22 protein-coding genes are annotated in these 25,056 nt (G+C 69.6%); 12 read left to right on the top strand and 10 right to left on the bottom strand.

The window, feature by feature from the left end:
• The first annotated feature begins 57 nt into the window (after positions 1 to 57).
• The 5 genes from HNQ73_RS11510 to HNQ73_RS11490 are packed head-to-tail and all read left to right on the top strand — an operon-like array spanning position 58 to position 4,781.
• Complete coding sequence (locus HNQ73_RS11510; RefSeq protein WP_183335022.1) at positions 58 to 885, top strand: DUF3100 domain-containing protein; 828 nt, start codon at positions 58 to 60, stop codon at positions 883 to 885.
• Between the two features lie 12 nt (positions 886 to 897).
• Positions 898 to 1,389: a hypothetical protein gene (locus HNQ73_RS11505; RefSeq protein ID WP_183335021.1), complete on the top strand. Its 492-nt coding sequence runs from the start codon at positions 898 to 900 to the stop codon at positions 1,387 to 1,389.
• On the top strand, positions 1,296 to 2,279 hold the full coding sequence (locus HNQ73_RS11500) for an NAD(P)-dependent oxidoreductase (RefSeq protein WP_338077631.1): 984 nt from the start codon (positions 1,296 to 1,298) through the stop codon (positions 2,277 to 2,279). The genes HNQ73_RS11505 and HNQ73_RS11500 overlap by 94 nt, the downstream gene beginning before the upstream one ends.
• A complete protein-coding gene (locus HNQ73_RS11495) occupies positions 2,276 to 3,799 on the top strand; it encodes an aldehyde dehydrogenase family protein (protein ID WP_210305166.1) in 1,524 nt (507 codons plus the stop codon). The genes HNQ73_RS11500 and HNQ73_RS11495 overlap by 4 nt, the downstream gene beginning before the upstream one ends.
• 34 nt (positions 3,800 to 3,833) lie before the next feature.
• Positions 3,834 to 4,781 (top strand): LysR family transcriptional regulator, encoded by a 948-nt coding sequence (locus tag HNQ73_RS11490; protein ID WP_183335019.1) that lies wholly within the window; start codon positions 3,834 to 3,836, stop codon positions 4,779 to 4,781.
• Between the two features lie 13 nt (positions 4,782 to 4,794).
• Here HNQ73_RS11490 and HNQ73_RS11485 read toward each other — a convergent pair whose 3' ends face one another.
• The 9 genes from HNQ73_RS11485 to HNQ73_RS11445 form a co-directional block, all read right to left on the bottom strand.
• On the bottom strand, positions 4,795 to 6,177 hold the full coding sequence (locus HNQ73_RS11485) for a polysaccharide biosynthesis/export family protein (protein ID WP_183335018.1): 1,383 nt from the start codon (positions 6,175 to 6,177) through the stop codon (positions 4,795 to 4,797).
• A gap of 76 nt (positions 6,178 to 6,253) precedes the next feature.
• Complete coding sequence (locus HNQ73_RS11480; protein ID WP_210305163.1) at positions 6,254 to 6,955, bottom strand: LuxR C-terminal-related transcriptional regulator; 702 nt, start codon at positions 6,953 to 6,955, stop codon at positions 6,254 to 6,256.
• Between the two features lie 379 nt (positions 6,956 to 7,334).
• The gene (locus HNQ73_RS11475) at positions 7,335 to 8,726 is read right to left on the bottom strand and encodes a lipopolysaccharide biosynthesis protein (protein WP_183335017.1); all 1,392 of its coding nucleotides are present in this window, start codon (positions 8,724 to 8,726) and stop codon (positions 7,335 to 7,337) included.
• The gene (locus HNQ73_RS11470) at positions 8,723 to 9,493 is read right to left on the bottom strand and encodes an AAA family ATPase (RefSeq protein ID WP_183335016.1); all 771 of its coding nucleotides are present in this window, start codon (positions 9,491 to 9,493) and stop codon (positions 8,723 to 8,725) included. The genes HNQ73_RS11475 and HNQ73_RS11470 overlap by 4 nt, the downstream gene beginning before the upstream one ends.
• A 13-nt stretch (positions 9,494 to 9,506) precedes the next feature.
• Complete coding sequence (locus HNQ73_RS11465; RefSeq protein ID WP_183335015.1) at positions 9,507 to 11,045, bottom strand: hypothetical protein; 1,539 nt, start codon at positions 11,043 to 11,045, stop codon at positions 9,507 to 9,509.
• Positions 11,045 to 12,982 (bottom strand): tyrosine-protein kinase domain-containing protein, encoded by a 1,938-nt coding sequence (locus HNQ73_RS11460; protein ID WP_183335014.1) that lies wholly within the window; start codon positions 12,980 to 12,982, stop codon positions 11,045 to 11,047. The genes HNQ73_RS11465 and HNQ73_RS11460 overlap by 1 nt, the downstream gene beginning before the upstream one ends.
• The gene (locus HNQ73_RS11455; RefSeq protein WP_183335013.1) at positions 12,970 to 14,313 is read right to left on the bottom strand and encodes an O-antigen ligase family protein; all 1,344 of its coding nucleotides are present in this window, start codon (positions 14,311 to 14,313) and stop codon (positions 12,970 to 12,972) included. The genes HNQ73_RS11460 and HNQ73_RS11455 overlap by 13 nt, the downstream gene beginning before the upstream one ends.
• Before the next feature lie 3 nt (positions 14,314 to 14,316).
• Positions 14,317 to 15,567 (bottom strand): glycosyltransferase family 4 protein, encoded by a 1,251-nt coding sequence (locus HNQ73_RS11450; RefSeq protein WP_183335012.1) that lies wholly within the window; start codon positions 15,565 to 15,567, stop codon positions 14,317 to 14,319.
• Positions 15,568 to 15,575: 8 nt separating this feature from the next.
• On the bottom strand, positions 15,576 to 16,484 hold the full coding sequence (locus tag HNQ73_RS11445) for an XrtA system polysaccharide deacetylase (protein WP_183335011.1): 909 nt from the start codon (positions 16,482 to 16,484) through the stop codon (positions 15,576 to 15,578).
• A gap of 431 nt (positions 16,485 to 16,915) precedes the next feature.
• Between HNQ73_RS11445 and HNQ73_RS11440 the strand changes: the two genes are divergently transcribed.
• The gene (locus tag HNQ73_RS11440) at positions 16,916 to 17,965 is read left to right on the top strand and encodes a FemAB family XrtA/PEP-CTERM system-associated protein (RefSeq protein ID WP_183335010.1); all 1,050 of its coding nucleotides are present in this window, start codon (positions 16,916 to 16,918) and stop codon (positions 17,963 to 17,965) included.
• A 16-nt stretch (positions 17,966 to 17,981) separates the two neighbouring features.
• Here the strand turns inward: HNQ73_RS11440 and HNQ73_RS11435 are convergent, their stop codons facing one another.
• Positions 17,982 to 19,337 carry a hypothetical protein gene (locus HNQ73_RS11435; protein WP_183335009.1) on the bottom strand — a complete coding sequence of 452 codons (1,356 nt, stop codon included), beginning with the start codon at positions 19,335 to 19,337 and terminating at the stop codon, positions 17,982 to 17,984.
• Between the two features lie 288 nt (positions 19,338 to 19,625).
• On the opposite strand from HNQ73_RS11435, the gene HNQ73_RS11430 reads away from it, so the two are divergent.
• The 6 genes from HNQ73_RS11430 (at position 19,626) to HNQ73_RS11405 (ending at position 25,041) form a co-directional block, all read left to right on the top strand.
• Entirely contained in the window at positions 19,626 to 20,345 is a 720-nt protein-coding gene (locus HNQ73_RS11430) for a nucleotidyltransferase family protein (RefSeq protein WP_183335008.1), read from the top strand.
• Positions 20,346 to 20,395: 50 nt separating this feature from the next.
• Positions 20,396 to 21,532, top strand: a complete 1,137-nt coding sequence (locus HNQ73_RS11425; protein WP_183335007.1) for a DegT/DnrJ/EryC1/StrS family aminotransferase — start codon at positions 20,396 to 20,398, stop codon at positions 21,530 to 21,532.
• A gap of 10 nt (positions 21,533 to 21,542) precedes the next feature.
• The gene (locus HNQ73_RS11420; RefSeq protein WP_183335006.1) at positions 21,543 to 22,232 is read left to right on the top strand and encodes a sugar transferase; all 690 of its coding nucleotides are present in this window, start codon (positions 21,543 to 21,545) and stop codon (positions 22,230 to 22,232) included.
• Positions 22,233 to 22,256: 24 nt separating this feature from the next.
• On the top strand, positions 22,257 to 23,303 hold the full coding sequence (locus HNQ73_RS11415) for an SDR family NAD(P)-dependent oxidoreductase (protein WP_183335005.1): 1,047 nt from the start codon (positions 22,257 to 22,259) through the stop codon (positions 23,301 to 23,303).
• 71 nt (positions 23,304 to 23,374) lie between these two features.
• Positions 23,375 to 23,596 (top strand): DUF6894 family protein, encoded by a 222-nt coding sequence (locus HNQ73_RS11410; protein WP_183335004.1) that lies wholly within the window; start codon positions 23,375 to 23,377, stop codon positions 23,594 to 23,596.
• 116 nt (positions 23,597 to 23,712) lie between these two features.
• A complete protein-coding gene (locus tag HNQ73_RS11405) occupies positions 23,713 to 25,041 on the top strand; it encodes an MmgE/PrpD family protein (protein ID WP_183335003.1) in 1,329 nt (442 codons plus the stop codon).
• Positions 25,042 to 25,056 lie beyond the last annotated feature (15 nt).

Below are 25,056 nucleotides of genomic sequence, written 5' to 3'. Positions count from 1 at the left end.
CGTGGGCGCGAGCGTTCGAGAATCAGCGACGGCCGGCGCCACAGAGGGGGTCTGCTCATGGCTACCAGCCGCGGCGGGGCGATCGGTCCCGCGATTGTTCTTCATCTGGCGGTTCTCGCCATCGTCCTCGTGTCGGAGTACATCGGGCTCATCCGCGTGCCGATCGGCATCGCAGCGGTGATCCTCCTGCCGATCCTCTATGCCTTTGCACTGGGCATCATCTTCAATCCCAACGTGCTGAAGGTGACCGGCAAGGTCCTCAACCACAAGGCGACGAAGCTCGCCGGGACCATGATCACCATTGCGATCATGCCCTTCATCGCCCGTTTCGGCACCACGGTGGGGCCGCAGATCAAGGAGATCATCGCTGCGGGGCCGGCGCTCATCCTGCAGGAGATCGGCAATCTCGGCACGATCGTCGTCGCCTTCCCCGTTGCCGTCTTCCTCCTGCGCATGGGCCGCGAGGCGGTGGGCGCGAGCTATTCCATCGACCGCGAGCCGAACCTTGCTCTCATCGCTGACAAGTATGGCCTCAACAGCCCCGAGGGCGCGGGCGCCATGGGCGTCTATGCCACGGGCACGCTGATCGGCACCTTCATCTTCGCCATCATGCCGCCGCTCATCCACGGGCTCGGCATCTTCGACGTGCGCGCACTCGCCATGTCCTGCGGCGTCGGCTCGGGCTCGATGCTCGCAGCCTGCACCGGCGGCCTCGCCGCTGTGGTGCCGGACCAGAAGGATCTGATCCTCGCCCTCGCCGCGGCGAGCAACATCCTGACCTACGCCACCGGGCTCTACGCCGGCCTTTTCGTCGCCCTGCCGCTCACGGAGTGGCTCTACCGCACCTTTGCGCCGGCCGATCGCGCCAGCACGCTCCAGCACTGAGGAGGCTCCGTCATGAACAACGAGATCTCCATCACCGAAGCGCCGGCCGAGGGCCGCGCGATCGACCTCGCCAGCCATGCCGTCCTGCTCGTCGTCGTCTGCGCCATCGCGCTCGTCGGCAACTGGGTGGCGACGAAGGTGACGCCGCTCGATGCCCTGCCGGGCATGGCCTGCCTCTATGTGATGACGATGGTCGGGCTCGTCATCGCCAAGTACATGCCGTTTTACCTGCCGAGCGTCGCCTGGATCTCCCTCGTCGCCATCATTGCGACGATCCCGGGGGTGCCGGGCGCGGCCTTCGTCAGCGAGGCGGTGAGCAAGATCAACTTCCTCGTCATGGCTACGCCGGCCCTTGCCTACGCCGGCCTCGCCCTGACGCAGCAGGAGTTCACCATCGCCCGCAAGTCGGGCTGGAAGATCGTCGTCGTCGCCATCTGCGTGATGTTCGGCACCTACATCGGCTCGGTCGTCATCGCCGACCTGACGCTGCGCATCACGGGCTGAGAAGGTCTGGCACAATGGCAGCAGGCAAGATCGCGGTCGTCGGTCTCGGCCGCATGGGGCAGGGCATGCTCGCGACGCTGGCGCGGGCCGGCGTACCGGTGATCGGCTACGACGTCGCCGCCGGTGCGCGCGAGGCGGCGGCCGCCGTTCCGGGAGTCGAGGTTACCGAGGATCTCGGCGTCATCTGGCGGGAGGCCGAGACGATCGTGCTGTCGCTGCCGTTCCCGGCGACCGTGGAGGCGGTGCTGACCGGGGAGGGCGGCCTCCTCGGCTCGCCCGCCAGACACCGGCTCGTCATCGACACCTCGACGAGCGATCCGGACCTGACACGCACCCTGCACGCGCGCCTGGCGGCGGCCGGCCATGCGCTGGTCGACGCCCCCGTCAGCGGGGGGCCCGCCGGCGCGGCGTCCGGCGCGCTCTCCATCATGGTGGGGGGTGTGCCCGAGGCTGTGGAGCGCGCGAAGCCGGTGCTCGACATCCTCGGCCAGAAGGTCTCGGTCGTCGGCGGGCCGGGCGACGGCCACATCGCCAAGCTGGTCAACAACGTGCTCGTCGCCGGCCATCTCATCCTCGCCGGCGAGGCGATGCGCGTCGGCGTCGCGGCCGGCGCGACGCTGGATGCGCTGCTCACGGTGGTCAATGGTGCCTCCGGCCGCAGCGCCGTGACGGAGGTGAACTATCCGCGCTGGATCGCGAGCGGCAGCTTCGATTCCGGCTTCACCATGGGCCTCATGGCCAAGGACGTCGGCCTTGCGCTCGAGCTCGCCGAGCGCACGGGCCTCGCCATCCCCATGCTGCGCGAGGTGCGCGAGCGCTGGAACGCGCTGACTCAGGGCTGGGGCCCGACCGCCGACTTCAACCGCGCCGTTCTGGGAGATCCCGCATGACCGCTCCGTCCTCAGCACCTGTCGATGCGCGCACGCTCCTTGCCCCCTTCTGGGGAGGGGATGCGCGGGTGGCGAGCCTCGTGGCCGGCCGCCTCGTCGACGGCACCGGCGAGACGGTGACGGTGGCCGACCCGGCGAGCGGCCGCGCCCTGCTCACCTATGCTGACGCGGGCGAGGCGGTCGTCGCCGCTGCGGCTGCCGCCGCCGAGGAGGGGCGCCGCGCCTGGTGGAGCCTGACGGCGGCCGAGCGCGGCCGCATCCTGTACCGCGTCGGCGCCCTGGTGCGCGAGCGGGTCGAGGATCTCGCCCGCATGGAGGCGGTCAACGTCGGCAAGCCGCTGGCCGATGCCCGCGCCGAGGCGATCAAGGTCGCCGAAATGTTCGAGTACTACGCCGGCTGGTGCGACAAGATCCACGGCGAGGTCATTCCCGTGCCGACCTCGCACGTCAACCAGACCATGAAGGTGCCCTACGGCGTCGTGCTCATCATCACGCCGTGGAACGCGCCGCTCTTCGTTGCTGGCTGGAACACGGCGCCGGCGCTCGCCACCGGCAATGCAGTGTTGCTCAAGCCCTCGGAGAACACGCCGCTCACGGCGCTTGCCCTCGGCCGGCTCATGATCGAGGCGGGCGTGCCGGAAAAGACCATCGGCGTGCTGACGGGCCTCGGCCACACGACGGGCGCCGCGGCCATCCGCCACCGCACCGTGCGCAAGGTGGCCTTCATCGGCTCGCCGGCGACGGGCCGGCGCATCGCCGCCCTGAGCGCGGAAGGCGTCAAGCCCTGTGTGCTCGAGCTTGGCGGCAAGTCGGCCAACATCGTCTTTGCCGATGCTGATATCGAGAAGGCGGTTGGCGGTGCGGCCGCGGCCATCTTCTCCGGCGCGGGGCAGAGCTGCGTCGCCGGTTCGCGGCTTCTCGTGGAACGCAGCATCTATCGCGAGGTGGCCGACCGGCTTGCCGCGCTCGCGGACAAGATCGTGGTCGGCCCGCCGCTGGCGGCGGGCACGCAGATCGGCCCGGTGCAGAACGCGCGCCAGTACGAGCGCATCGAGACAATGGTGGCCAAGGCCCGGCGCGACGGGGCTAGGCTTCTTGCCGGCGGCGCCCGCCCGGCCGGCTGCGGCGAGGGCTTTTTCTACCGTCCGACGGTGCTGGGCGACGTCACCAACGATCTCGAGATCGCCCGCGAGGAAGTGTTCGGGCCGGTGGTCGGCGTCATCCCCTTCGAAGGGGAGGCGGAGGCCGTTGCCATCGCCAACGACAGCGACTTCGGCCTCGCCGGCGCGGTGTGGACCGGTGACGTGGGCCGCGCCATGCGCGTCGTCTCGCAGCTTGAGGCGGGCACGCTGTGGGTCAACTCGTACAAGACCATCAGCGTGATGACGCCCTTCGGCGGCTTCAAGGACAGCGGCTATGGCCGCTCCAGCGGGCGCGAGGGACTTGACGAATACCTGCAGACCAAGAGCATCTGGATCGAGACGGCGGAGAAGCCTGGCTTCAGCTTTGGCTACGGTTGACACAGACGACGGCGAGCGCAGCCGGCGGGCCGCGATGCAGCCCCGCGGGCGGCTGGCGCGCGCCCTGCGCTCCATCGACGATCGCTCGCTGCAGTATTTCCGCGCTGCCTTCGATGCCGGCTCCATCCGCGGTGCGGCCGAGGCCATGGGCGTGGCGCCCTCCGTGGTGAGCCGCGCCGTGCGCGCCATCGAGCTCAACCTCGGCGTGCCGCTGCTGGAGCGCGACCGGCGCGGCATCCGCGCGACCGTCGCCGGTGAGGTCCTCGCTCAGCACGCGCAGGAGCGCTGGCGGCTCGACGAGCGCCTCATCGAGGAGCTTTCGGCCGTCGAGGGGGGAGAGCGCGGCATCGTGCGCTTCGCCATCGGCGAGGGTTTCATCGCCGCCACCTTCCGCACCCGCACGGCGCGCTTTCTCGCCACCCATCCCAACGTGACGCTGCATGCGGAGACGGCTGGCACGGAGCAGATGCTGGAGCGTCTCGCCGCCGGCGAGCTCGACCTGGCGCTCGCCTTCAGCCCCCGCCTGACACCGGCGCTTGAATGCCTCGCCGAGGCGGCGACGCCGGTCTTCGCCGTGATGAGCAAGGACCATCCCTATGCCGGCGCCGAGCGGCTGCCGCTGTCGGCCTTCGCGGACGTGCCCTCGGCGCTGCAGCTCACGCGCTACGGCACCCGCCGTGCCATCGAGCAGGCCGAATGGCTCGGCGGCTTTCGCCTGCGCAAGCAGGTGGAGAGCAATTCCATCGCCCTGCTGCTCGAATTCGCGCGCGAGGGCAGCGGCGTTACCTTCCTGCCCCGCTTTGCCATCCGCGGCATCGACGGCGGGCTCGCGACCGTGGCGCTCACCGACGGACCGCTGATCGGTGCCCGGTCGATGCTGCTGAAGAAGCGCGGGCGCACCCTGGGCGCTGCGGCGCAACTCTTCGCCGCCGACATCGCGGCGATGATGGCGCGGCTCGGCCGCTTCGACGACACCCCGTGAGACGGCCGGCGCGTCAGCGCACGGCCACCGCGCCGTCCGGCGTGGTGCCCATGGCGACGCCGCCAGCGTTCACGGGGCTGACGGAGACCTGCAGCACGTCACCGGGGTAGAGCTCCGTGTCCTCGTCCGCGACGAAGTGCTCGCGGCCCTCGTCCGTCTTGCGGACGATCATGATCTGGGGCTTCAGCGCCGCGCTCGGGGACGCCTCCGGCAGGCTGAGGGTGCGCTGCCGGACGAGCGTCAGGCCGTTGATGCGCGCGCGCAGGCCTTCGGCCCTGCCGGTGGCCTCCTGCAGCTCGCGCAGCAGGCCCATGCGCAGCTCGCCGTCGAGCCGGTCGAGCTGCGACTGCAGCTCGACGCGCAGCCGGCGGATCTGCATGAGGTGTGACGTCGTCTCGAGGCGCCGCGACTCGGACAGCATCACGGCACGCCGCGCATCCGTCACCCGCTGGCTGATGAGTTCGCCGCGGCCGTAGAGCTTGGTAATGCGCGCCAGCTCCTCCGCGTCGTCGGCGGCGCTCTTGTCCTCGACCTTCTGACGCTCGGCGAGAACGGCGATCTCGTCGTCGCACTCCTTGAGGGCGCGCACGAGGGCATCCCGGCGGCGCTGCTGATCGGCCTCGACAGCGGCCACACGCTCGGATTCGATGGCGAGGACTTCGCTGGCGCTGGCGCGCGTGATGGGCCCGCCCACCAGCGTCGCATAGTCGAAGGGCTGCTCCTGCCCCAGGAGCTTGCGCAGACCCCAGATGCGCGCCTCGGCGCGCACGTATTCGGCCCACAGGGCGCCGAACTCGGCCTCGAAATTGGCCGTCTCGGCGAAGCGGTCGCCCGTGCCGAAGCGCACCAGCGAATAGCTGCCGGCCGCCGTCACCGCCTGGCGCACGGTCATGGACGGGCGATAGGCGTATTCGCCCGGCTTCAGCACATCGCCGTTGACGTAAACGGGCCGGTACTCGACGACGCTGGCCGTGACCTCGTCCGCGCCGATGATGATGTCGACCTGGGTGCCGTCGGGCATCCGCCGCTGGAAGACCTTGGCCGAGAGCGCCGCCTGGACGCGGTCCTGCAGCTCTGAGGCGGTGAGGCCGGCGACCTTCATGGTGCCGATGAGGGGAAAGGAGATGTTGCCGTCGATGCGCACCGGCAGGCGGCGCTGCAGCTCGGGCGCGGACGTCACGACGATCTCGATCACGTCCCCCGTGTCGACCCGGAAGTCCGCCCGTGCCGGCAAGACGAGGAGCAGCATGGCGGCCGCGACGGCGAGGGGAAGGCGCGCGAACGGGCGGCGCTGCGGCGCCAGCATCGTGGCGCGGGCAAACCGCCGCTCCGTGCTGGCGCCGCCGTCGCGCCCCGCCCCGTGCCCCATGCCGTCGGAAAAGAGCGTCTCGTTCATGGTCGCGGCCCTGGTGCTGGTTTGAGGGTGCCCTTCTTGCCCGCGTGGTGGCAGGCGGCGGGCAGGGAGCATGCGGTCACGTCAGCGCCCGGCAGGGCTCACGAGCGGCCGCGCGGCGGGCCTCGCCGAGGCCACGGTCCTCGCCGTCGTCGGCCACCGCCGAGAGGTAGGACTGGTGGTTGAGAGCCCAGATGGCAGCCTGCGTACGGTTGCGAACCTTCATCTTCCTGAGAAGCACCTTCAGGTGCGCCTTCACCGTGCCTTCGCTGACCGCGATCTTGCGCGCAATGAGCTTGTTCGAGTCACCCTGGACGAGACAGCGCAGGATGAAGTGCTGGCGCGGCGAGAGGGCCGGCAGCCCGGTCTCGGGGAACTGGGTGACGGTCGCTCCGCCCGTTTCGGTGTCCTGGCCGGCGAGGCTGGGGCCGTTGTCCGGGCCGGTCCCCGGGCCCAAGCCTTCGGCGGCCGCATCGTTCCCTTCCGCCGGCTCGCTGCGGCCGGACGACCCGTCGTTGTCATCGGCGAGGTTGAGCGCCCAGAGCACCGGCTGAACCACCGGCTCGCCCAGCATCACGAGTTCCAGCGCCTTGATGAAGACGTCGCAGGCCGACACCTGGGCAAAGCAGGCATTGGCTCCGGCGCGCAGGGCGGTGGCGATGTCGCTGCGGCGGATGTTCTGGCCGAAGACGGCGACGCGGACCGAAGGGCAGGCGGCCTTCAGCGACTTGATCTGCCGGATCTTCATGTCGAAGTCGGAATCGACGTCGACGATAATCAAGGCTGATTCCGCCGAGGGAAGAGACGAGATATCCACGGCATCGAGGGTCGGAACCGACAGGATTTCCGTAAAATTGGCGCCACTCAGAACCTGCGCCAATCCTTCCCTGAGAAGAGTATTTGACGATACAACAACAGTAGTGGCAGGAACATGTCCCATTCCGTCGCCCCATGCCAATAAGAGTACGCAAGAGCTTACAATGTAAAATTTATCCGAATCGTCTGTCCCATCAAAGCGGGGCAGTTAATCTGTTTAAATTAGATGCGGCCCTTTGGCGTTGTGGCGCACGGGTTTAGCGCCTTTGCAGCAAGTATCGGACCGGGTGCGAGACGGCCTTTCCTCCCCGACGCAGTCGGTTCCTGCGGCGTTTTCCGGCGAATCAGGCCTGCGACGTGCGCAGGCACAGCAGGCCCGGCATGAGGCCGAGCCTGCGCCAGATCCACAGGGCCATCATGGCGTTCCAGGCCAGCAGCGTCCCGGCCGAGCCGATGGCGGCGCCGACGACGCCGAAGAACTGCACCAGCATGAGGCTCACGACGACGTTGGCCGAGGCCGCTGCCACGAGCAGCACCGCTGCGCTGCGCTCGTGCCCCGTCATCGTCATCACGTAGAGCTGGGATCCGGCGCCGACCGCGAGCACCTGCGCCACGAGCAGGACGCGCAGCGGGGCGACGCCTTCGCGGTAGGCGGCGCCGAAGGACGACATCAGCGGGTCGGCGAGGACGAAGATGACTGCCGCGATGGCCGCCGCGGCGACCAGGGTCCACTGGGCCGTGCGCCGCACCAGGGCCTGGAGGGCCTGCCGGTCTCCGGCCGCGTGCAGGCTGGAGATGGCCGGGGCGAAGAGCGTGTTGACGGCAACGCGCGGCAGGGTGACGAGAAGCGCCACGTTGAAGGCGAGGCTGTAGATGCCGGCTTCCTGCGTGTGGTCCGTCCAGCCGAGCACGATGACGCCCGTGCGGTTGATCAGAACCTCCGTCGCTCCCGCGATCATCAGGGGCAGGGCCGCCTTGCGCCAGGCCGGGGTGTCGTATGACGGCGGCAGGCTCCCGCCGGGCAGGGGGTGGTGCACGCGCTGGGCATAGTACGCGAGCAGCAGGCCGGTCACGGCGCCGACCAGTGCGGCGGTGAGGGCCCATTGCGCACTGACCTGCCATCCGAGGACGAGGGTCGCGATGGAGACCAGCACCACGAGGCTGCCCTCGCGCACGATGCGGTCCGGCGCAAGCGCGGCGACGACGGCGCCCGAAGCCCGCAGCACGGTGCACTGGACCCTGAGCAGCGCGACGACGGGAACCGTGGCGAAGCCGATGATGAATGGCACGGCCAGCGCGTCGTCGGGCTGCCACGCGAGGAAGAGGCCGGCGCTCGCCAGCGCGAGAACCGAACCGACGATGGCGACGCTGCGCCGGGCGTAGCGCACGACGCCCCGCATCAGCCCCCAGGCATCCTTCGCGCGGTAGACGGGCACGAAACGCAGCAGCGCGACATCGAACCCGAGGGTCGAGACATAGATGAGGACTGTGGCCCAGGCCGTCACGTAGGCATAGATGCCGTAGTCCTGCGCGCCGATCAGGCGGGCGACGACGAGCTGCGAGAGATAGGTGACGGCGTAGCCGACGCTGTAGACGAAGAAGGCGACGACACCGCCGCGCCGGACGCGCCCGGCGGCCGAGGAGACCGAGAATGGCTGCGCCTCTGCCGTCTTGCTTCGCGGTGCTTCGCTCCCGGGAGCGTTGAGGGCCGTCATGGTCGACTTCATCGGTTTCATTCCGTGGCCCTCCCCCCTTCTTGTTTGTCTTGCACGGCCGCGTACTGGCGGATCACCTCCTGCTCGATCCGCTCGAGGCTCGTTTCGGTCTCTTGCTCGTCCACCGAACTGGCGCACACGACGGTGCGGCCGCTGCTGGAAAGGACATCATGAAGCTGGTGCGCGACCGGGAAGAAGTCCTGCCTGCTGCGGCGCTCGAGGAGGCGCTCGACGAACTGCAGGCGCGACAGCCTGTCGACCGTCCGCCGCTTCAGCAGGGTCGGCGAGACCGTGACGAGCACCGAGAGCTGGGCGAGTGGAAGGCCCTCGAGCAGCGTGGCGAGCGGCGCGGCCTCGCCATGGCCGGAGAGGATAAGGAGCGAGCAGAGCTCCTGCGCCAGCCCCTGGTCGAAGATGGTGATCCGCCCCATCCGCGCGGCGGCGTACCACGCCCGGGCCATGCGGCAGATGTACTGGGCCTCGCGCAGCCGCGTGAGGAGGCCGCGCGGCGGCAGGGCCTTCAGCAGACGGTTGGCGAGCGCGATCTCCTCGGCGTTGGCGAGCGGATGGCTGACGATGGACAGCGTCTCGGCCACGGAGCGGTGCATGCGGCGGATTGGAGCGAGCTGGCGCGTAATCCGGTCCGGTCCGCTCGGCGGCACGAGCTCTGTCGGACGGCTGCTGTGCCACATGGCCGCCTCGTAGCCGTGGGCCCTCAGTCGATTGAGGAGCATGCGGGCCAGCGTGGTCTTGCCGGCACCCGGTGGGCCGAAGAACTCGACGATCATGGGGCCTGTCTTTCTAGAGACGCTGCCAGATTTCCCTTTTCGCCTGCAGGATCACCTGTTGCAGCGGCCTGTCGACATCGAGGCACACGATGTCCGCGCCGCCGAAGGCGAGGCCGGACAGCGCATCGAGCCGGCGGCGGATGACCAGGGGATCCATCGTCGGCTCGCGCGCGGCCAGGGTCTCGGGAGCTGCCACGAGCTTGAGCACGAGGTGGGGTGGCAGTCGCTCGGCGCGTGCATAGACCGCCCGCTCCAGCCGACGCAGCCAGCCCGGCGCGGCCGGCAGGCGCTCCAGCAGCGGGCCGTCGTTGAAGCTGCGGGTCTCGTTCTGCGGGTAGCGGTCGGTCAGCACGAGAAGGCCGCGGTTGGCGCCCCGCCTCGCGGCGGTGAGCTTGCTGCGCTTGTCGGCCGCCACGGCGAGCGCCCAGACCGTGAGCAGGAGGCTGTAGGCGAGGGAAGGGGGCCCGGCGGAGGGCTTGCCGTGCGACGCGACGCGCGGCTTGCTGCCGGCAGCGCGCGTCGCGAGCGGCATCAGCCACTTCAGCGGCCGCAGGACGAGCGAGGGGCGCCCGTCGCCGGTGCCGAAATAGACCGGCAGGACGTCCACCTTCGGCCCGAGCCATCGTGTCAGTTCCGCAAGCAGCGTGGACTTGCCGCTGCCGTCGACACCGACGAGTGCCACCACCAGCCCGCCCGCAGCGGGGCGGCGGTTCCACGGGCGCGGGGCCCGGATGACATCCCGGTTAAGCCGCCGGACGAGCCACGAGACCGACCGCGCCACGCTGCGCAGCGCGGCCTCGGGCCTGTTGTAGCTGCACCCGCCCTCGGAAAGATGCCGCCGGATGGCGCGTGCGAGGGGTGAACGCCGGTCGGGCAGCGGGCCGTCGGCGAAGGCATCCGCCAGGTCCGCGGCAATGTTCGCCGGCAGGAGCGTCGCGGCGAGGGCGTGCAGCTCCTCGCGCGGAACCTTCGCCGCGAGAGCCTGGCGCGCGGCGGCGAACTCTGCCCGCTTCGCGGCACCGCGCCGCAGCGAGACGGGGTCCCAGCCGCCGCATTCGAGGCAGCAGCGCGTGACGAGCAGCAGCGCCTCCGCCGCCGGGTCGAGATGCCTGACCGGCAGGTGGGCGTGCTGGACGGCCCGGGCCAGCAAAGCCTCCTCCCACGGCAGGTGCCAGTAGCGCGTCAGCGGCCCGCCGCTGACGAGGCGCGTGTGGAGGTGGACATGGACGAGCCGTCCGCTGCTTTCGTCGAAGCCGAGGTAGGTGGAGACGCCGACCGGCTCTCTGTCCCCGGCCGAGGGGAAGAACTTGAAGCCGGCACAGAGCAGGATGGCCTGCGCCCGCGCATGGTCGGAGCGTGACACGAGAAGATCAATGTCGCCTTCGCCGTGGAGGGCGCTCGTGAGCTTGTCCGTGCTCTTCCAGTAGCAATAGGCGATCTGCTGCAGGCCGAAGCGGGCGAGCAGATCGAGGACAAGGCCTGGCCGCGCCTCCTGCGGGGGCGCCGGACGCAGGGTGTCGATATGGCGCCGGACTCCCTGCGTACGGGCCATCAGACGCTCCCTTCAACAGGGGTTGCGGGCTCCGCCGTCCGCGCGGGAAGGCGCTTCTCCCGGTTTGGCCTGACGGGACCGAGGTCGATGACGGGGCTGCCGTCCGCACCGCCGACGGAAAGGCGGGCCTGCTTCACCTTCACGTGCGAGAGCACGGCGAAGGTGGAGCCGAGGCTGGGCTCATCCACGGCGCGGAAGCGGCGCAGGAAACTCAGCGCATGCTCGGCGATGTCGCGCTTCGTCGAGGCCCAGCGCACGACGAACAGCACCTGGTCGGCGATGGAGGGGAGCAGCCTCGCCTCGGAGGAGCCGAGCACCGGCGGGCCGCCCACGACGATGACATCGTAGGACTTGCGCAGGTCGGTCAGCAGGCGCGGCAGGCCCTCGGGCTCGAAGAACAGCAGAGGATCAACGCCGAGACGCGACAGGCCGAGATAGTCCACCCCCAGTTCGGGCTGGGGGGCGATCATCGCCCGCATCTGCTCGCGCGAGGGCGAGCGGCAGACGGCGAGCGCCGCCGGCTCCCGCTCCGATGCCGGCAGGATGTCGAGGTCGATCAGCAGCACCCGGCGGCCGAGGGTGCCGAAATAGGCCGAAAGGCCGGTCGCCAGCGTCGACTTGCCCTCGCCCGCGACGCTCGAGGTGACGAGGACGACCCGCGAGCCGCGGCCGGTGTGGTGCGCCTGCAGTGCCGCGGCGATGTTCCGCACAGCCTCGGAATAGGGCGAGGTCGGATGGTTGAGGATGTGGAGCCGCGGTGCGCCGATGGTGCCCGCGCGCACCCGCGGGAGGTGCCCGATGCAGGGGATGCCGAGGACCCGCTGCACCTCCCGCTCGCTGCGCAGGCGGCGGTCGGCCCGCTCCAGGATCAGCGCCAGCCAGCAGCCCGCCATGAGGGACAGGACGGCGCTCGGAATGACGAAAAGGAGCGGATTGTGCGAGCTCGGCCAGGTCGGCACGGCGGCGCGCGAATGCACGTCGATGCCGGGCCGGATGCTCGCCTGCGCCTCCTTCAGCTCGGTGCGGCGGCGCAGGAGGTTGTCGTGGAACTCGACGGTTTCGCGGCTGGCGCGGGTCAGGTCGCGGATCTCGCGGTCCGCGTCGGCGGCAGCGTCCGGCGAGGAGGCTGCGACGCGGCGGCGGATGGCATCCTGTACCGCCTGCTGGGCCGCCTGCACCTCGGCGCGCGCGGCGGCAATCTGGCGGTCGATCTCCTTCAGCCGTTCGGCGGCGTCCTCCTCCATCTGTCGCCGCAGACTGTCCACGTAAGCCTCGGCGATGCGGTTGGCATAGGTGGCCGCCGTCTGCGGATCGGGCGAGGTGAAGGCCACCGTGATGAGGCGCGAGCGCCGCTCCTGGATGACCTGGGTCTTGCGGAAAAGGTTCTCGAGGAACAGGTCCGCCTCGCTGCGTCCCGACAGAGCGGGGATCCAGACGGCGAGGCGCTGCATCATCCGCTGGATGAACCCGGGTTCCTGCTTTGCCCCGTCGGGAGGCGACCCGTCCGTTGCCTCCGGCTGGCTGGGCGGCGCCGCAGGCGCGGCCGCTTCGGCATTCTCCGGCTGCGGCGGGCGCAGGCTGTCCGCCACATGGCGCAGGTGGTCCGGCGAGGCGATGAGCGCGAGGTGGGTGTCGATGATCTCGTCGAGGACGCGCTCGGACGCCTGGCCGGCACCGGAGGGGCGCTCGACGGTGAGCTGCGCCTTGGCCGTGTACTGCGGCGGCACCAGCAGGGCGAGGATCGCCGCGAACAGCGTGCCCGCCGTCGCGATGGCGAGGATCATCCAGCGCCGGCGCAGCAGAGCCTGGATGAGGTGCAGGAAGGCGGGAGGCGCCGTCGGGTCCTGAAGCGAGCCATGCCCGCGATCATCGGCGAGGTTCTTTGGTCCGCCGGCTTCGGCGAGGCGCAGGATCCCGTCGGGGTTCAGTACACGCATGGTTCCCGCTCTCCCCTTGGAAAGGTCTTGCTCATCCCGGTGCGGACGCCGGCGGTGAACCGCCCGGACGTCGCGGCGAGGCAGACGACCAGCGCGAACCAGACGACCGGCTGGCGCAGGATGAAGTGGAACAGGCTGTAGGCGGCGAGGCCGCAGACGAGGGTCGTGACCGCATCGAACTGTCGTCGCCAGGCGCCGGCGACGATGCCGCCGAGCAGCCAGGCGAGGCACAGGAGCGCCGGCAGCCCGCCCTGCACGAAGATGTCGAGCACAGTGTTGTGCGCCTCGAAATTCGGAGCGAGCTGGATCTCCGGCTGCGTCACGTCCCGCGGCCCGCCCGAGCTGCGGCGCCCGACGGCGATCTCGTCCGGGATCTTCAGGTGCGGTCCGGGGCCGAGGCCGAGCGAGAGGGCCTCGAGCCCGCGGCGCACGGCGTCGCTCCAGATGACAAAGCGCAGGTTGGCCGTCTCACGCGTCTCGTGCTGGCCGCCGCCGCGCATCGCCTGCGCTGCAACCGTCTCGGCCTGCTGCGCGATCGAGGAGCCGAAGGGAGCGGCGAGCGCCACGGCGAAGGGCAGCGACAGGGCGAGCCCCCAAGCGGCAGCCGAGCGCAGCGGCAGCGGGTTCTGCTCCGCCAGCATCCAGGTCTTCAGCTTCATGACGACGTAGACGACGCCCGACACCGCGATGACGAGCAGGAAGGCATCGCTCTTCGTCAGACGTCCCACGACGACGGCGACGCCGATGCACAGGCACGCCGCAAGCCGTGGCAGCGGCCGCCGCGCCGTGTCGGCGAGGTGGAGGGCGAGGAGGCCGACGACGGCGCTGGTGAGGGCGAGCTGGTTGGCATTCTCGGTGAGGCCGCGCAGCCGGTCCCATTCCCAGGCCTCGAAGCCGCCGAAGCCGTCGCCCATCCAGCCGATGGCCGCCTGCAGCGCGAGCAGCACCGCGCCGAGCCCGACGAACAGCCACATGCGCGGCCGCAGCCGGCCGTCCGTTTCGAGGTGGACCAGGCCGAAGCAGCTGAGGAGGGTGGCAAAGGTGTAGGCCGCGATGTCGTGATAGAACCAGCGCGGATCGTGCAGGTCCCCCAGCGCGTAGCCCGTCATGGCGCCGAGACAGAGTGCGCCGCCGAAGGCGGACCAGAAGATCAGGAGGCGGCTCAGCGCCGGTGTCAGCGGCGGGCCGAGCCGCGCCACCTCGCGCGTCGCCATGATGGCGAGCCACGCGAGGAGGAGCCCCTCGCCCGGGCCGAAGGGGATGCCATCGACGCGCAGCTGCGAGGCGGTGGACAGGAGAAGCCCGGCGATGAACACAAGATCGAGGAGCATGGCTCACCCCGCCGAGGATGCAGAGGGGCCCGGGGGCGAGGCACTGCGCCGTGCGGACGGATCGACGAGCATCAACGGGGCATAGGCCGGCCACAGCCGTGCCCCCGCCGCCGTGCGGCCGATGATCTCGTCGTAGACGGCGGCATAGCGCGCGACCGTGACCTCGAGGTTGAGCTCCTGGCGCACATGGGCCGAGGCCCGTGCGCCGAAGACCTCCGCCGTGGTGCGGTTGCGCAGCAGGCACATGATGGCGTCGGCGAGGAGGGTTGGCGAGCGGGCGGGGACCACGAGGCCGCTCGTCCCGTCCTCGATCACGTCCGTGCAGCCGGGCATGTCGGTGGTCACGCAGGGCAGGCCGGCGACGCAGGCCTCCATCAGCGCGCGCGGGATGCCCTCGCGCAGCTCGGTCGGGAAGGCGAAGACGTCGGCCATCTTCAGCAGCGACGGTACGTCCTTCCTGGCGCCGAGCGCGATGACATAGGGCCAGTGCCGCTCGATCTCGTCCGCGCTGACGGCGAGCGGCCCCTCGCTCTCGCGCGGGCCGATGAGGAGAAAGCGCACCTCGGGCGCGCGCCGGTGCACGATGGCAGCCGCCTCGAGCAGCGTGGGGATGCCCTTCTGCCGCGTGAGACGCGTGACGGTTACGACGACCGGCGCATCGCCGAGCCCCAGCTCGGCGCGGAGCGCGGCCCGCGAGGGGCCCTCGGCAACGGCGCGGTCGAAGCGAGCGACGTCGATGCCTGAGCCGGGGATGACCCGGTGGTCGGCGCCGCCGAGAAGGCCGCGGCGGGCGAAGAACGCCTCGTCGTCCCGGTTCTGGAAGACGAGGGTGGTCGTCCGGCGGGAGGCCCGGCGCTGCAGGAAGGTGAACACCGGCCTGAGGCCGAGGGCGAGCGGAGACCGCGACGAGTAGAGCCAGCCCAGCCCCGTGATCGTGCTGACGACCGGCACCCCACCCGCGATGCTGGCGGCGAAGGGCACGAGGATGTCCGGCTTGGTGTCGAAGCACTGGATGATCGTCGGCCGCAGCTCGTCGATCAGGCCCGCCAGGGCAGCGACCGCCGCCCTGTCCGTGCGCGGGGCGATGAAGCGGCTCATGGCATAGCGATAGTAGTCGATCTCCGCCCGGGCGAAGGCCTCGCCGTCACCGGTGCCGGCGGCCGACACGTTGAGGCCCTGCTCGCGCAGGGCGAGAAGGAAGGGAATGCGCAGCGCGTGGTCATCGCCGCCGATGCAGAGGAGATGGGGGCGCATGCCGTGCATCATGCCCTCCCGGCCATGGAGACGGCCCCCGTCGGCAACGGCGCGGGGCGCGGGGCGGACGGCGCCGCCCGCGGCGCGGCGAGGGCTTCGCCGATGGGCTGCCAGGAAAAGGCGCCCGCGAGGGCCTCCAGCCGCTCCGCACAGCGGGACAGGTTCACGCGCTGGCGCCAGGCGTTGAGCCTGCCCATTCCGGCCATGTGCGGCTGCCCGGGGTCCATGTCCCACGGATGGATGTAGAAGATGTAGGGGGCGCCCCGGCGCAGGATCCGCTCGATGCCGAGGCGCCACAGCCCGAAGGGCACCAGGCGGAAGTAGCCGCCGCCGCCCCAGGGCAGAGCGACGGGCCCGGCCGGCAGGCACGAGATGCAGAGTTCCGTGAGCCCCTCGATCACCTCGAAGGGGCCGGCATTCGGCTCGATGCCCTCGAGGCGGCCGTAGCGGTCGTGCGCGGTAAGGGGGAAAAACGAGGAATCGTAGGTGAAGCCCGCCTCGCGCAGGATCGGCAGCGCCCAGTTGGTGATGGAAAAGCAGGGCGCGCGGTAGCCGAGCACCGGCAGGCCCGTGACGTCCTCCAGCACCGCCTTCGACCGCTGCACGTCGTCGCGGAACGCATCGGGCGTGAGCGAATAGACCGGCTCGTGCCAGTAGCCGTGCGACGCCACCTCATGGCCGGCGCCGGCGACGCGCCGCACGAGATGCGGAAAGCGTTCCCCGACCCAGCCGAGAACGAAGAAGGTGCCGCGGACCGAGCAACGCGCCAGAATGTCGAGGACGCGTTCCGTGTTGCGCTCGACACGACTTTCGTAGTTCGGCCAATGGTCCCTGGAGACGAGCGGCCCGTAGTTGTAGCTGTGAAACCAGTCCTCGACATCCACCGTCATGAAACAGGCGCGCGCCGCGTCCGGCATGTGACCTCTCCCCTGCACTCCTGAACTCCGGCGCTTTGTTCGTTCTTGCCGCTTTGACGATCTGGATGGAATTTGGCCGGCGCCTCCGGAAACTGTTGCTTGCCGGTTTCAGCATTGAAATGCGGCAGGCTTCGCAGGCGCGGCTTTTTCCTTTCCAGCGCCAAGTGGAACATTTCCAGATTACCACACAGGCATGGATCGGCGCCGGTTCTGTGGTGGTATATCCCTTAAGTGGCCGGCGACCGGCGCTTACGCGAACGTGCCATACTCGCAAGAGGCCGGTCGGTCGCGGATCTTCCGCAAAGGATGCCGGGAAGGACGGCGGGACCAGCCGGAAGAGTCCGCCCGCCCGCCTTTCTGGTCAGCAGACGCCACGGGTCGCTGCGGATAGATTCTCCCGACATGAGCAGTGACGCCGGGAGAGCGTTGCGATGGCATCCATCGAGATCGTCGACCTGGCCGGGACGCGGCTGGAAGGGGACTGGGACGCCTACGTCGCGTCGCGGCCGGATGCGTCCTGCTATCACGCCCTCGTCTGGCGCGAGATCCTGAGCCAGAGCTTCGGCCACCGTCCGCACTATCTTGCAGCGCGCTCCGGCGGCGCCATCGTCGGGGTGCTGCCGCTTTTCGAGATGAAGAGCTGGCTCTTCGGCCACTATCTCGTCTCGCTGCCCTTCGTGAACTACGGTGGCATCGTTGCCGACGGGCCCGAGGCGGAGGCGGCCCTGGCGGAAGCAGCCATGCGCCTCGCCGCGCGGCTCGGCGTCGGGCACATCGAGCTCAGGCAAGTTTCCCAGCCCGGGCTCGGGGACGGGAAAGGCTGGCAGGTGCGCCATCACAAGGCGGCGCTCGTCGTGCCGGTGGAGGCCGATCCGGAGCGGCACTGGACGGCACTCAGCTCGCGCCTGCGCGGCAAGGTGCGCAAGGCCGAACGCTCGGGCGCGGTCTTCTCGCGCACCGGCATGGAGGGGCTCGACCGCTTCTACCGCGTCTTCGCCAAGAACATGCGTGATCTCGGCACGCCGGTGCATCGGCAGCGGTTCTTCCGCACCATCCTCGAGCGTGTGCCCGGGGCGGAGATCCTGCTGGTCGAGCTCGGGGGGCTGCCCGTGGCGACGGCGCTTGCCATCCCCTCGCGCGACACGATCGAGCTGCCGTGGATCGCGTCGGACTATGACGTCTCGTCGTATTACGTGAACGAGTTTCTCTACTGGAACGCGATCGAGATGGCGTGCGGCGCGGGTGTGCGCCGCCTCGACCTCGGGCGCTCCAGCATCGGCGCCGGCACCTACACCTTCAAGCTGCAGTGGAAGCCGGATGTGGTGCCGCTGTCCTGGTGCTACTGGCTGCCCGCCGGGGGGGAGCTGCCGGAACTCGCTCCGAGCAATCCGAAATACGCGCTCGCCATCACGTGCTGGAAGAAGCTGCCTGTGCCGATCGCCAACGGCCTCGGGCCGCATATCGTGCGCAATATCCCCTAGGGTTCGGCGGCCGCGCTCAGGGCTTCGCGTCGGGCCAGTCGATGCGCGCGACATAGTCGGCCACGGGCCCGCCGGGCTCGCCCCAGTTGCTCGACCAGATCACCTGCGAGCCATCCGGCGACGGCGAGGCATGGATCTCGCTGTAATAGTCGGAGACGTCGTTGTGCGTGTGCACGATGCGCCGCAGCTCGCCGCTTCCGTCGATGCGCAGCGCCACGATCTCGCGGTAGAAGGGCGCCCAGCCGGACGCCTCCTTCACCTTGTCGTAGCTGCCCTCGTAGCTCAGGAAGACCCAGCCGGGGCGCCGGATGTTGCGCACCGAGGCGTGCGATGCATAGCCGGGCGGGGTGAGGACGGTAACGGCCCCGTCCTCCAGGCGCCGCTTGATCACGTGCCATTTGTCGGGGTCGGCCTTGCTGATGCCGATGTAGACGTCGCGGCCGTCCTCGTCGATGGCCATGTCGCCGTGGCCCGGCCGGTGATGCTCCGGCCAGACCTGGATCAGCTGCCCGTCCACCTTGAAGACGTGCACGGTCTCGCGGCCGGTCGGCAGGGTCTGGAAACACATGACGAACCGCCCGGTGGCGGAGATGCCGCAATAGCCGTTCTCGCCGGGCAGGGCGGCCACGGGAATGTCGGGAAACTTCCGGCGCTCCTCGAGGTCGTAGGCGAAGGCGACGAGCATCCCTGTTGCGTCGCGGGCGCGCAGCACGAGGCGGCGGCCGTCGGCCGAGACGTTGCCCTTGTAGGGGCCGAAGGAGAGGTCCGAATAGTCGTCGGGCCTGTAGACGACCTGATGCTCGTCGGTTCGCGGCCACCACAGGGTGACGCGGTCGTCGTAGACGCAGACCATCTCCTCCGCGCGCGTCGGGTGCCACTTGCATTCCTCGCCCATGGGGCGGTGGAACAGCGGCCGGTAGGTGCGCCCATCGAGGAAGCACATGCCCGAGCAGCCGTTGGTGATGACGAGCAGGCTCTGGTCCGCGTTCCATGCCTGTGTGCTCGAATAGCGGTGCCGGCACATCTCCTCGTCGCAGGCCATATCCTTGCCGAGCCGGCCTCCCGGATCGGTGACGCGCGTGAAGGGCGTGCCGAAGACAGGGTCCCGCACCGTCTGGAGATAGGCCGGCCGGGGTATCGCTGGCGTCGCGACAACCGCGGGCCGGGAGGGGAAGGTGACGCTGCCGGTGAAGGATTGCCCCTCCGTCGCCGGGCCGGCGAGGCCCAGCGGCAGCAGGACGAGAAGGCACAGGGCAAGGCCGCGCACGTGGGCCGACGTGCAGCCGGGGTCGGGTCTGCTGTCTGGCGTACCGAGTTGGCGTTGCATCGCCGTCGCCCTGCGGATCAGCCGCGGCCGGTGGAGGGTGCTCATCGTGCGGCTGCCCTCGCCGGCCGGTCAATTGCCCAAAGGGGAGAGGAGGGGGCATTCGGCAGCTCCCTTCGGCAGTATCGGCGCTATCCCTATTGCGTGCTTCCTCCGAAGGAGTAGGGGAACGATGCCGAATTTCGGATGCGTTCTCTGCTCAGGCAACCTGCGTGTCTTCTGTCTTTACTTTCGACATCTACCCTTTTGCGCCCTGTACACCTGGTAATCCGCGCTGTTTCATCATGGGACGCGGCCGCCCTGGTTTTCCGGGGGCCGCCGGCGAAGGAGGACAAGATGAAGGTCGTCATCCAGTGCGGAGGCCGCGGCACCAGGTTGCGTCCCTATACCATGGTGCTCCCGAAGCCCCTCATGCCGGTGCAGTCGAAACCGGTTCTCGAGCTCCTCCTGCAGTGGCTGCGGCGCAACGACTTCTGCGACGTATACATCACGACGGGCTATCTCGGGCATCTCATCCGCAGCTTCTGCGGCGATGGCCACCAGTGGGGCATGAACATCCGTTACACGACGGAGAAGGAGCCGCTCGGCACCATCGGTCCGCTGACGATGCTGCGCGACGAGCTCGACAGCACATTCCTCGTCATCAACGGCGACGTGCTGACGGATCTCAGCCTCAACGCCTTCACCCAGGTTCACCGCGAGCAGGGTGCGCTCGTCACCGTTGCCGCCTCGGTGCGCAAGACGAAGCTGGACTTCGGCGTCATCGAGCACACCAACGGCCGCATCGTCGGCTTCAAGGAGAAGCCCTCGCTCACCAACATGATGAGCATGGGCGTCTACTGCATGGAGCCGCGGGTGCTGGACTACATCCCGCCCGGTGTGCCGTTTGGCTTCGACGATCTCATCCACACGCTGCTCGCCCGCGGCCTGCCGGCCTACACCTTTGCCCACGACGGGCTGTGGCTCGATATCGGGCGGATCGAGGACTTCCAGACAGCGCAGGAACTGGCCTGGGATGACCAGCTGCCGGCCTTCGAGGTGGTCGCGGCCGCCTGAGCGGGCGCGCCATCCAGCGTCGACAGGGCCCGGGGTCTTGGGGGCTGACAATGTTGCTCGTATCGGAACCCGTTCTTGGCGCTGAAGAGAAGTCGGCGCTGTCGGATGTCGTCGAAAGCGGCTGGATCACCATGGGCCCGCGGGTACGCGCCTTCGAGGAGGCGTTCGCCGCGGCCCATGGCCTGCCGGACTGCGTGGCCGTGAGCTCGTGCACGGCGGCACTGCACCTCATCCTGCTGGCGGCTGGCATCGGCCCGGGCGACGAGGTGCTGGTGCCCTCGCTCACCTTCGCCGCCACGGCCAACAGCGTGCTCTATGTCGGGGCGAAGCCGGTCTTCGTCGACATCGAGTCCCTTGACGTGCCGCTCATCTCGCCGGCGCGGGCGGAAGAGCTGTGCAACGAGCGGACGAAGGCCGTGATCCTCGTTCACTATGCCGGCGCCCTGGCGGACGCGGCGCCGTGGCGGGCTCTCGCCGAGCGGTACGGCTTGCTGCTCGTCGAGGATTCGGCCCATGCGGTCGGCGTCGAGGGGCCCGGCACGATCGGCGATGCCGCCGCCTTCAGTTTCTACGGCAACAAGAACATGACGACGGGCGAGGGCGGCGTCGTCACGGCGCGCGACCCGGCGCTGCTCGAGCGGGTGAGGCTGATGCGCGGCCACGGCATGACGAGTGGCACCTTCGCGCGCCTCAACAGCCGAACGCCGCACTACGACGTGACCATGCTCGGCTTCAACTACCGGATGGACGAGTTGCGTGCCGCCGTCGGCCTCGTCCAGCTCGGCCACCTGCCGGCCTGGAATGCCACACGGCGCGCCTTCGGCCGGCTCTACCGGCGCCTCATCGCCAACGCCTGCCCGGACGTGCGCGTGCCCTTCTCGGACGAGCACGCCTGTTCGCACCATATCATGCCGGCCATCCTGCCGGCCGGCGTCGACCGGGACCGCGTCATCGAGCGGCTGCGTGATGCCGGCATCCAGACGACGATCCACTACCCGCCGGTCCACAGCCTCACCCTCTACCGCGAGCGGCCGGACATCGGCCCGCTGCCGGTGACCGAGGAATTTGCCAGCCGCGAGCTCACGCTGCCGCTGCATCCCCGGATGACACCTGCGGATGTCGAGCATGTGGTCGAGGTGCTCGCTGCCGCCCTGCGCGACCAGGGCGCCCACCCGCCACAGACCTGACGAGGCGCACATGACCACCAACCGAAGCGGCTCTTATCCCGCAGGCCTGGCGCGCCTGTTCGACATCGTCTTCGCCTCGCTCGGCCTCGTCGTGCTGAGCCCGGTGATCGTGCTCGTCAGCATCGCCATCGTGGCCGAGACGGGCTGGCCGATCCTGTTCGCGCAGACGCGGCTGGGCGTCGGCGGCCGCCACTTCCGCATGTACAAGTTCCGCAAGTTCCGGCCCGATACGGGCAAGTCCCTGCCGCTGACGATGCAGGCCGACGACCGCATGACGAAGGTCGGGCGCTTCCTCGCCAAAAGCAAGCTCGACGAGGTGCCGCAGCTCTTCAACATCCTGCGTGGTGAGATGGCCGTCGTCGGCCCGCGCCCGGAGAGCCTGGAACTCGCGGACTGCTTCACCGACGCGACCCGGCCCGTCCTCGCGCACAAGCCCGGCATCTTCGGGCCGAGCCAGTGGGCCTTCCGCAACGAGAGCGCGCTCTATCCGCCGGACGTCGACCCTGTCGCCTTCTACCGGCAGACGCTGTTCCCGGCCAAGGCGAGGCTCGACCTCTCCTACTACCCCGAGCGCACGCTGGTTTCGGACATGAAGTGGATCGTCCTGTGCTGCCTTGCCATCCTCGGCATCGGCAGCGAGCCGGAACGCGCCATTGCGGCCGCCGGCGTGACGGATGGTCCCGAACTCCGTTTGCAATAGCGCATGCCAGACAAGAGGCACGCCATGGAACGCCCTCACATCATCCAGTCTCAACCGCACGCATCGAACTACAGGAACGTGAGGGTGCTGGTGACGGGTGCCGATGGGTTCATCGGCTCCCATCTCACCGAGCGGCTCGCGCTCATGGGTGCCGACGTCACCGCGCTGGCGCTCTACAACTCCTTCGATTCCGCCGGCTGGCTTGACCATGTGCCGGCGGATGTCGCCACCAGGATCCGCATCGTGCGCGGTGACGTGCGTGACGCCGCCTTCGTGCGCCGGCTCCTCGCGGAGCAGGAGGTGGTCTTCAACCTGGCGGCGCTGATCTCGATCCCCCATTCCTATGCGGCCGCGCAGTCCTATGTGGAGACCAATATTCTCGGTCTCATCAACGTCCTGGAGGCCGCGCGCGAGCACCGCGTGCGCCGCGTGGTGCAGACCTCGACGAGCGAGGTCTACGGCACGGCGATCACGGTGCCGATTGCCGAGACGCATCCCCTGCAGGGGCAGTCCCCCTATTCGGCCTCCAAGATCGGTGCCGACATGATGGCGGAGGCCTATGCCCGCAGCTTCGACCTGCCCGTCGCTATCCTGCGCCCGTTCAACACCTACGGACCGCGCCAGAGCGAGCGCGCCGTCATCCCGACGGTACTGCGCCAGATTCTCGATCCTGATGCGGAGACGGTGCGTGTCGGCGACACCTCGACGAGCCGGGACTTCACCTATGTGGAAGACACGGTGGCCGCCTTCCTCGCCATCGGCAGCGCGCCGGACATCGAGTTCGGGCGGCCCTACAACGCCGGCAACGGCAAGGGCATCACCATCGGGGAGCTGGTCGATCTCCTCATGACGCTGACGGACCGGCGCAAGCCTGTCGAGCAGGACACGGAGCGCCTGCGCCCGGCCAATTCCGAGGTGCGCGTCCTCCTGGCGGACAGCACGCGCTTCACCAAGGCAACCGGCTGGCGCCCGCAGGTGGAGCTGCGCGAGGGCCTTGCCCGCACCATCGCCTTCTGGCGCGAGCGCTTCGCCCGCAACGCCGTCCGCAGGGACAGGTCACATGTCACGTAGGGCAGGCTCGCCTCACTCGGTCCTTCCTTGCTCCGAAAACGTCACTTGGCCCGCCGGGACAGGAGGTGCCATTGCGGTACTATTTCCATCTGTCGACTGGGCGCGAGATCGTGCTGGATGACTGCGGCCTCGAGCGGTCAGACCTCGACGAGGTCCGAATAGAGGTCATGCAGGCCATCGAGGAGCTGCGCGACGAGAACCCGTTCGCGAACTGGGACGGCTGGCGCTTCGACGTCACCGATGCCACCGGCAGCCGGCTTTTCTCGGTCTTCCTGACGACGCCCCTGCACTGACGCTCCGGCGCGACCGGCGGCGGGCCCAAAAGTCCCGCCGATAGCCGCCATCGCAATCTTCTATTGGCATGCGCGCGAAAAATCGCCTCCCATCGCCGGGAAGGGGAGGACAGTGCATGAGCCTGACGACCGAACTCGTTCGCCTGATCCGTTCAAGACCCATCGGTGAGGACGACCTGGAACGGGCGGCGCTTTTCGTCGTCGACACGCTCGCCTGCGCCGTGGGCGCACGCGATACGGTGCCGGCGCGGGCCATCGCGGCGGTCGCCCCGTGGGGCACCGGCGACACTGGCCGCAAGGCATTCCATTTCGGCGGGCTCGCCCACATCCTCGAGCTCGACGACCTTCACCGCACTTCCGTCACCCATCCGGGGACGGTGATCATCCCGGCCGCGGCGGCGCTCGCCGAGGCGGGCAACGCCGACGGCCGCGCCTTCCTCACTGCCGTCCTCCACGGCTACGAGGCCACCTGCCGCATCGGCAATGCCGTCGGCAAGGCCCACTATCGCGTCTGGCACAACACGGCGACGTGCGGGCCCTTCGGCGCGGCCATGGCGGCAGCGCACCTTCTCTCGCTCGACGACGAGCGCACAGTCTGGGCGCTGGGCAATGCCGGCACGCAGGCGAGCGGGCTGTGGGAGTTCCTCGCCGCCGGGGCCATGAGCAAGCATCTGCACACGGCGCGGGCCGCCGAATCCGGCGTGCTCGCCGCCCTGCTGGCGCGCGAGGGATTCACCGGCCCTGCCTTGATCCTGGAAGGCGAGAAGGGCTTCTTCGTCGGTCTCTGCCCGGATCCCAATCCCTCCGCCGTCCTCGCCGAACCCTCCGCCCCGTGGCAGCTTGCGCTCACCTCGATCAAGCCCTGGCCGTGCTGCCGGCACACGCATCCGGCCATCGATGCGGCCATCGCGCTCCACGGCCGCGTCGCCGGCAGGCCCATCGCCGAGGTCTCCATCGGCTCCTACCGCGCCGGCATCGATGTCTGCGACCGGCCGCAGCCGCAGGAGCCCTATGGCGCCAAGTTCTCCCTGCAGCATTGCGTTGCCGCGGCGCTTGCCGACGGCAGGGTGGCCGAGGCGAGCTTCGGCGGCGAGGCGCGCGAGCGGCTCGCCGGCCTGCGGGCGAAGACGACGCTCGGCCTCGACGAGGCCGTCAACGCCGGCTATCCCGGGGCCTGGGGCGCGCGGGTCACGGTCACGCTCGAGAGCGGCGAGCGGCTGGAGGAGCTGCGCACCGTCTGCAAGGGCGACCCGGACTATCCGCTGACGCGCGAGGAGCTGACCGGCAAGGCCCTCGACCTCTTCACCCTCGGCGGCATGGCGCGGGCCGAGGCGGGACGGGTGATCGAGGCCGTCTATGCGCTGGCGAAAGGAGCCCCGGTCGGGCGGCTGTTCTCCGAGTGCTTCGCCGCCCCGGCCGGGCGGGCGAGCGCGGCGGCCATGTGAGCCGCCGGCCGGGCC

Origin of the sequence: Chelatococcus composti (assembly GCF_014201415.1) — a bacterium.
Lineage (GTDB): Bacteria > Pseudomonadota > Alphaproteobacteria > Rhizobiales > Beijerinckiaceae > Chelatococcus_A > Chelatococcus_A composti.
This window is presented reverse-complemented; position numbering and strand designations above follow the sequence as displayed.